An 8016-nucleotide genomic window follows, 5' to 3' on the forward strand; every position below is an offset into this window, starting at 1 on the left:
GGGAAGATGAGCGATTATATTGTAGTGAAATGCGGCGGTAGTATGTTGGATCAATTAAATGATGTGTTTTTTGATTGTATAAAGAAATTGCAACAGAAGTATAAAGTAGTGATTGTCCATGGTGGCGGCCCAGAAATTGATGCGCAATTAAAAGATTGTAACATCAAAGTAGAAAAAAGAGATGGGTTACGAGTAACACCAAAAGAAGTTATGGATGTTGTTCAAATGGTGCTATGTGGAAGTACGAATAAAAAATTTGTAATGAAGTTGCAAAGGCATAATTTACTTGCAGTAGGTTGTTCAGGGTGTGACGGCAATTTACTTCAAGTTCAACCTGTCAGCGAAGAAATAGGATATGTGGGAGAAGTAAGTTATGTTGAAACAGCCTTACTAAAAGGGTTAATAAATTTGAATTATATTCCTGTCGTTGCTCCGGTTGGGATAAATGATAATGAGATTTATAACATAAATGCGGATACCGCTGCAGCTGGAATTGCAGCCGCGTTATCCGCAAAAGAACTCATTTTTATTACGGATGTAGATGGGATATTACATGAGGGAAAGTTAGTAAAGAAAACGGATGAATTTGAAATTGTTACTTTTATAGAAAAAGGAGTTATTACAGGCGGGATGATCCCGAAAGTACAGGCGGCACTAGCATCATTAAAAATGGGAGTGCAAAAGATAAGTATTGTGAACGGTACAAAAGATTTTACTGAAGTTACGGGAGATTGTATCGGAACGACGGTAACGAAAGGAGTAAGTATCGTATGACAAGTCATCTTTTTCAAACGTATGGGAGAAGAAATATTGAGTTTGTAAAGGGGAGTGGAACGGAAGTCATTGATAAAAATGGTAAGCAATATTTAGATTTCACATCAGGAATTGGCGTATGTAATTTAGGTCATTGTCACCCTACTGTTATGAAAGCTGTACAAGAGCAACTTCATGATATATGGCATATATCTAACCTGTTTACAAATAGCTTACAAGAAGAAGTCGCGTCATTATTAACAGAAAATATAGCATTAGATTCTGTTTTTTTCTGTAATAGCGGGGCAGAGGCGAATGAGGCAGCTTTGAAGCTAGCCCGTAAGCATACTGGAAAATCTCTCGTTATAACATGTGAGCAGTCTTTTCACGGTAGAACATTCGGAACGATGAGTGCGACGGGACAAAATAAAGTGAAAGAAGGGTTTGGTCCGCTCCTTCCGTCTTTTTTACATATCCCTTTTAACGATATAAAGGCGTTAGAGGAAGTAATGAATGAAGAAGTCGCGGCAGTTATGATAGAAGTTGTTCAAGGAGAGGGAGGAGTCATACCTGCTAATCTATCTTTTTTGAAAGCAATTGAAACATTATGCAATAAATTCGGTTCCTTATTTATTATTGACGAAGTACAAACAGGGATTGGAAGAACAGGGACATTATTTGCTTATGAACAAATGGGAATACATCCTCATATCGTTACTACCGCTAAGGCGCTTGGCAATGGCATTCCCATTGGAGCGATGATTGGCCAGAAAGAACTTGGAACATCGTTTACTGCAGGATCACACGGTTCAACGTTTGGTGGAAATTATATTGCAATGGCTGCAGCGAAAGAAGTATTGCAAGTAAGTAAGAATCCATCATTTTTAAAAGAGGTAAAGGAAAAGGGTGAGTACGTATTAGAGAAGTTGCGAGAGGAATTACGACATGTTGAATATATTCAAAATATACGTGGTAAGGGGCTTATGATTGGGATTGAGTGTAAGCATGAAGTTGCAAGTTTTATAGAACAACTAGAGAAAGAAGGACTTCTCGTATTACAAGCAGGGCCTAATGTGATAAGACTATTACCGCCACTTATTGTAATGAATGAAGAGTTAGAACAGGCAGTATATATGATAAAAAAAGTAGTTTGTACAAAAAACGTATCAATCATATAAGGGGGAAGTTTCATGTCAACTGTACAAGTACCAAAATTAAACACGAAAGATCTTTTAACACTAGAAGAACTGACGCAAGAAGAAATCATTTCTTTAATTGAGTTCGCTATATATTTAAAAAAGAATAAGCAGGAGCCTTTATTACGAGGCAAAATATTAGGGCTTATCTTTGATAAACATTCAACTCGTACTCGCGTATCTTTTGAAGCAGGAATGGTACAGCTCGGAGGACATGGCATGTTTTTAAGTGGGAAAGAGATGCAAATTGGAAGAGGAGAGAGCGTTTCAGATACTGCGAAAGTATTATCTCATTATATTGATGGGATCATGATACGTACATTCTCACATGCCGATGTAGAAGAGCTTGCAAAAGAATCGAGCATTCCTGTTATTAATGGATTAACGGACGATCACCATCCTTGTCAGGCGTTGGCAGATTTAATGACAATATATGAAGAAACAAATACATTTAAAGGAATAAAATTGGCTTATGTAGGTGATGGGAATAACGTATGTCATTCATTGTTGTTAGCGAGTGCAAAAGTTGGAATGAATATGACTGTTGCGACGCCTGTAGGATATGAACCGAATGAGGAAATTGTAAAAAAAGCGTTAGTGATCGCTGAAGAAACAGGAGCTGAAATTGAAATTTTGCATAACCCTGAATTAGCAGTGAGTGAAGCAGATTTCATTTATACTGACGTTTGGATGAGTATGGGGCAAGAGGGAGAAGAAGAGAAATATACTTTATTTCAACCTTACCAAATCAATAAAGAACTTGTTATGCATGCAAAGCAAACATATCGTTTCTTACACTGTTTACCTGCCCATCGTGAAGAAGAAGTAACAGGAGAAGTTATAGATGGACCACAGTCTATCGTATTTGAGCAAGCTGGTAATCGATTGCACGCGCAAAAAGCATTATTAGTAAGTTTATTTAAAAATATAGAAGAACTTTCCTGAATGATGTGCACCCCAATTGTTAGGTACGAATAACAATTGGAGGTGTGCTTTTTTATATTGAAATGTCGTATGTATATTTGGTTAATCATCTCTATATCATTTATAATAAAAAGAGTAAACTACATTTGTTTTTCATATCATGTAAGGACATACTAGATAGAAAAAATATAGTTAAAGAGATGATGAATTTGAAAACAACTAAGAAAACATATTCGTTTTTTCAGCGGATGTGGAGAATATTAAAGTTTCAATATTATAAGTTGCTTCGATCACCAGAAGGAGCAAAGAAAGTATCATTAGGTTTTGCGATTGGTTTTGGTTTAGAGATGTTGGTCATATATACGGCATCGCTCGTATATGTAATATTTTATCCGATCGTCCGATTAGCAAAGGGATCTTTTCCTGCTGCGGTTATTGGCAATATTATTGGGAAAATATCGTTTCTACCGATATTTTTATTTCCATTTGCTTATGCGTTAGGAAAAATGATATATCCATTTCATGTACAAAAAATACATCATGAACCATTTACGATATCTGACTTGTTTTCGAGTCATATTTTTACGATATTAAAGGGTTTAGTGCAGAGTGAAGTGTATGTATTAATTGGAATGACAATTTTAGGAGTTGTGTTTGGGGGAATTTCATATTTCGTTGTGCATTATTTATATGAAAAGAACCGTAAGCTACGCTTGAAGAATAGAAAGAAACGAGTGAGAGAACCACTCGTGCAAATATAAAGAGTGTCACATTCATTTTCTCCTTTGAATATGTTTAAGAAAAAGGGGGAGAGAATGAATGTATTATTATTACGTACCGCAAGTATACCCATATGTAAATTATTATCCTGTTTATGATATGAGTAGACAATACGAATTATATCGACAACAACAATTACAGCAATTACCACAAATACCACAACAACAGCCTACGCAAGAACAAAAACCATATTTAACGACATGGCCATATTCAAATGTGTACTATGGTAATTATTACGAATCATAAAGCTGCTTCTATGTAGAAGCAGCTTTATGCGTTTGTTTTCAAAATTAAATTTTGAATGGTTTGAAGAGAGTGAATGAGCTTTTCGCGCTCTTCCTCAGATAATGTTTGGAAATTTTCTTTTAATTTGTCTAAAATGAATTGTTGATACTGATTTACTAACAATTTCCCTTCAGCTGTTAGGGAAATTAAAATGACCCGTCGATCTTTTTCGCTATAATGACGCTCTATTAGTTCTTCTTGAATTAGTTTGTTTAATAGAGGTGTCATGTTAGGCCGTGAAATCGCTAGCCGCTTGCCGATTTCGGAAACTGCTAATGTGCCATTTTCATGCAGAAGTAGCAATACTTGTGTATGTGATGGCGGCATATGTCTTTGAGAAGAAAATTCTCCAGGAAGCATAAATTTGCGATAAAAAAGAGGCACTAGCGAAAGAAGATGATCAACAATACGTTCCCACTCGCGTGATTCCATATAAAGGCCCCCTTCCACACTATCATTGTAACAAAAAAGACATGGTATAAAAATAGAATTGTTTCATAGACGCTTTAATATTTGTAGGATAACACTTGCTTTGTAAACGTATTAGCAATAATCGTGTAGCCGTTATCATTTGGGTGTACTTGGTCAAAGAGTAAATCTTTTTTATCATTTGATATTAATTTACGAATTGGTAAAACGATAGATGGTTGATTTGCTTTTGAAATGGAATAAACGGATTCATTCCAGCCATCTAAAAACATATCTGCATAACTGGAGATGGAGTCATCGAGTTGTAACGGATTATAGAGTTCTGAGAGAATGAGTAAAGCGTTCGGATTTTGATCTCGAACTGTCTTTACAATATTTTTTATATCCGCTTCAAAATGAGCTTTTTCTTTATTTAACATTTTAATACCATCTATAACACCGACATCACGATTTAAACGGAATAAATTATTTCCTCCAATATTAATTGTAATGATATTTGCAGCTTTAATTTTTTGCTTTACATCTTCTGATTGCACTTTTTTAGCGAGACGATCTGTTGTAAGGCCGTTTACCCCAAGGTTTTCTACGGTAATTGGTTTATGAATTTGTGCTTCTATTTGTCTAGAAGCTAATTCAGCAAATCCCCCTTGTGTCGATCCATATCCTTTGGCGAGCGAATCACCTAGTACGAGATGATAAAAGGAATCGTTTGTTTGCTTATCAATCCAACTTGGAGTAGATGTTTTTTCTGTATTTTCTTCGGGTTCATTTTGTTTTGTCTCATCGTTCTTTTCAAAATAAGAATAAGAAATGATTAGAAGGAGGAGACAAACGATTGTTAAGATGACTTTTTTCATAAATTCATCCTCCTTGTAATTGGTAATTGTATCATATTCAGCAGTATTAACAATGTAAGGGCATATTATATGTTTATGAAAAGTTTACAACAACTTTACAGAAAATTTGTAGAAGTATGTCAAAAAATATTGACGATATGAAAGTACATTATATATGATAATGTCAGATAAGGTGAAATTTTAATGAGTAGGGCTTTATTTCTCGCTAATTAAAGTTTCACTAATCGGGCGTTTAAGGGGACTACTCATTAGCGCAGGATGAAATGAAAATCTTGTCTCTAATAGAAGAAAAAAGGTATGTGGTTAGAGGCAAATAGAGGTTTATTTCATTATTTTTGGTAATTGTATAAGGGGGATTTTTTGTGAAAAAGTCAAAAAAAATGCTAGCTGGAGCAACTCTTGCTATTGGTGTAATAGCACCACAAGTGTTGCCAACAACAGCTCATGCGGATGAGAACAACGGGGAGAGTACGGTTAACTTACGAATTCTAGAAACATCAGATATTCACGTTAACTTAATGAATTACGATTATTATCAAACGAAAACAGATAATAAAGTAGGTCTCGTGCAAACAGCAACACTTGTTAATAAAGCACGTGAAGAAGCGAAGAATTCTGTCCTATTTGATGATGGGGATGCATTACAAGGGACACCGCTTGGAGATTATGTAGCTAATAAAATAAATGATCCGAAGAAGCCTGTGGATCCTAGTTATACACATCCATTATATCGTGTAATGAATTTAATGAAGTATGACGTCATCTCTCTTGGGAATCATGAATTTAACTACGGTTTAGACTATTTAAACAAAGTAATTAGTAAAACAGAGTTCCCGGTTATTAACTCGAACGTCTATAAGGATGATAAAGATAATAATGAAGAGAACGACAAAAACTACTTTAAACCATATCATGTTTTTGAAAAAGAAGTAGAAGATGAATCAGGTCAAAAGCAAAAAGTGAAAATTGGCGTAATGGGATTTGTTCCACCTCAAGTTATGAACTGGGATAAAGCGAATTTAGAAGGAAAAGTGAAAGCAAAAGATATAGTTGAAACAGCGAAGAAAATGGTGCCAAAAATGAAAGCAGAAGGTGCAGATGTTATCGTTGCACTAGCGCATTCCGGTGTTGATAAGAGTGGATACAACGTTGGCATGGAAAACGCGTCGTATTATTTAACAGAGGTTCCTGGTGTAGATGCAGTATTAATGGGACATTCACATACTGAAATGAAGGATGTATTTAATGGTGTTCCAGTTGTAATGCCTGGTGTCTTTGGAAGTAACCTAGGTATTATTGATATGCAATTGAAAAAGGTAAACGGAAAATGGGAAATACAAAAAGAGCAATCGAAGCCGCAACTGCGTCCGATTGCTGATAGTAAAGGGAATTCATTAGTACAATCCAATCAAGAATTAGTTAATGAAATTAAAGATGATCACCAAGCGACAATTGATTATGTCAATACAGCTGTAGGAAAAACGACAGCGCCAATTAATAGTTATTTCTCATTAGTACAAGATGATCCTTCTGTACAACTTGTAACAAATGCACAAAAATGGTATGTAGAAAAGTTATTAGCTGAAAATGGACAGTATAGCAAATATAAAGGAATTCCAGTTTTATCTGCAGGCGCACCATTTAAAGCAGGTGGCCGAAACGGTGCTACATATTATACGGATATTCCAGCTGGAACGTTAGCGATTAAAAACGTTGCAGATTTATATGTATATCCAAATACGTTATATGCTGTAAAAGTAAATGGTGCACAAGTGAAAGAATGGCTTGAAATGTCTGCAGGTCAGTTTAATCAAATTGATCCAAAGAAAACAGAAGAACAGCCGTTAGTAAATATAGGCTATCCTACATATAACTTCGATATTTTAGATGGCTTAAAATACGAAATTGATGTAACACAACCAACGAAATACGATAAAGATGGAAAAGTTGTAAATGCAAATACGAATCGTATTATAAATATGACATATGAAGGTAAGCCAGTAGCTGACAATCAAGAGTTCATCGTCGCTACAAATAACTATCGCGGAAGTAGCCAAACGTTCCCAGGTGTAAGTAAAGGAGAAGTTGTATACCAATCACAAGATGAAACACGTCAAATCATTGTGAAGTATATGCAAGAAACACCAGTTATTGATCCAGCAGCAGATAAAAATTGGACGTTTAAACCGATTGTTGCAGATAAATTACATACAACATTCGATTCTTCACCAAATGCACAAAAGTATATAAAGAAAGATGGGAAAATATCATATGTTGGACCATCTGAAAATGAATTTGCTAAATATGCAATTGATATAACGAAGAAGAACGATGATGATAAGGAAACTGGTGGAGAGAATCCAACAACACCGCCAACAGGTGAAGGAAATAATGGAGGAAATCCAACGACACCACCAACAGGTGAAGGAAATAATGGAGGAAATCCAACGACACCACCAACAGGTGAAGGCAGTAATGGAGAAAATCCAACGACACCGCCAGGATCTGGACAAACTACAACGGATAATCAAAACTCAAAAGAAACAACAACAACTGTAAGTGAAAAGAAAGAAGAACGTGATTTACCGAAAACAGGTACAAGTGTTGCTTCTACAATTGGAGCAGGCTTGGCGTTTGTTGGAGCGGGATTACTTCTGTTATTTAGAAGAAAGAAAGCAAATAGATAGTCGAGAAATATAAAAAAGGATTACCGATTGCAGTGACCCCTGTCAAGTAGACAGTATTAAAAAAGCGCAACTAAGCAACCTGAGTTCTATATTTATATGGACTCA

The 8016-nt window shown here is 35.5% G+C and carries 8 protein-coding genes; 6 read left to right on the plus strand and 2 right to left on the minus strand.

The window, feature by feature from the left end:
* The first annotated feature begins 6 nt into the window (after positions 1-6).
* The 5 genes from argB (at position 7) to FS802_RS20645 (ending at position 3899) form a co-directional block, all read left to right on the plus strand.
* Entirely contained in the window at positions 7-774 is a 768-nt protein-coding gene (argB, locus tag FS802_RS20625) for an acetylglutamate kinase (protein WP_098653303.1), read from the plus strand.
* On the plus strand, positions 771-1931 hold the full coding sequence (locus tag FS802_RS20630; protein ID WP_000200520.1) for an acetylornithine transaminase: 1161 nt from the start codon (positions 771-773) through the stop codon (positions 1929-1931). Before argB ends, FS802_RS20630 begins: the two co-directional genes overlap by 4 nt.
* A 12-nt stretch (positions 1932-1943) precedes the next feature.
* On the plus strand, positions 1944-2894 hold the full coding sequence (gene argF, locus FS802_RS20635; RefSeq protein WP_098707521.1) for an ornithine carbamoyltransferase: 951 nt from the start codon (positions 1944-1946) through the stop codon (positions 2892-2894).
* A gap of 179 nt (positions 2895-3073) precedes the next feature.
* Positions 3074-3634, plus strand: coding sequence for a DUF2062 domain-containing protein (locus FS802_RS20640; protein ID WP_033657731.1), 561 nt, complete (start codon positions 3074-3076; stop codon positions 3632-3634).
* 58 nt (positions 3635-3692) lie between these two features.
* Positions 3693-3899, plus strand: a complete 207-nt coding sequence (locus FS802_RS20645; RefSeq protein WP_000291951.1) for a hypothetical protein — start codon at positions 3693-3695, stop codon at positions 3897-3899.
* 24 nt (positions 3900-3923) lie between these two features.
* Here the strand turns inward: FS802_RS20645 and FS802_RS20650 are convergent, their stop codons facing one another.
* On the minus strand, positions 3924-4370 hold the full coding sequence (locus FS802_RS20650) for a MarR family winged helix-turn-helix transcriptional regulator (protein ID WP_000445817.1): 447 nt from the start codon (positions 4368-4370) through the stop codon (positions 3924-3926).
* Between the two features lie 74 nt (positions 4371-4444).
* A complete protein-coding gene (locus FS802_RS20655; protein WP_000755846.1) occupies positions 4445-5224 on the minus strand; it encodes a GDSL-type esterase/lipase family protein in 780 nt (259 codons plus the stop codon).
* A 362-nt stretch (positions 5225-5586) separates the two neighbouring features.
* On the opposite strand from FS802_RS20655, the gene cpdB reads away from it, so the two are divergent.
* Positions 5587-7911, plus strand: coding sequence for a bifunctional 2',3'-cyclic-nucleotide 2'-phosphodiesterase/3'-nucleotidase (gene cpdB, locus FS802_RS20660; RefSeq protein WP_000748626.1), 2325 nt, complete (start codon positions 5587-5589; stop codon positions 7909-7911).
* Positions 7912-8016: the final 105 nt, after the last annotated feature.

Source organism: Bacillus sp. DE0042 (genome assembly GCF_007680225.1).
Taxonomy (GTDB): domain Bacteria; phylum Bacillota; class Bacilli; order Bacillales; family Bacillaceae_G; genus Bacillus_A; species Bacillus_A wiedmannii.

Bases quoted from the DNA above. Each gene is read 5' to 3' on its own strand.
- FS802_RS20630 (WP_000200520.1), top strand. From the start codon at position 771: ATGACAAGTCATCTTTTTCAAACGTATGGGAGAAGAAATATTGAGTTT.
- argF (WP_098707521.1), top strand. From the start codon at position 1,944: ATGTCAACTGTACAAGTACCAAAATTAAACACGAAAGATCTTTTAACA.
- FS802_RS20640 (WP_033657731.1), top strand. From the start codon at position 3,074: ATGATGAATTTGAAAACAACTAAGAAAACATATTCGTTTTTTCAGCGG.
- FS802_RS20650 (WP_000445817.1), bottom strand. From the start codon at position 4,370: ATGGAATCACGCGAGTGGGAACGTATTGTTGATCATCTTCTTTCGCTA.
- argB (WP_098653303.1), top strand. From the start codon at position 7: ATGAGCGATTATATTGTAGTGAAATGCGGCGGTAGTATGTTGGATCAA.
- FS802_RS20655 (WP_000755846.1), bottom strand. From the start codon at position 5,224: ATGAAAAAAGTCATCTTAACAATCGTTTGTCTCCTCCTTCTAATCATT.
- FS802_RS20645 (WP_000291951.1), top strand. From the start codon at position 3,693: ATGTATTATTATTACGTACCGCAAGTATACCCATATGTAAATTATTAT.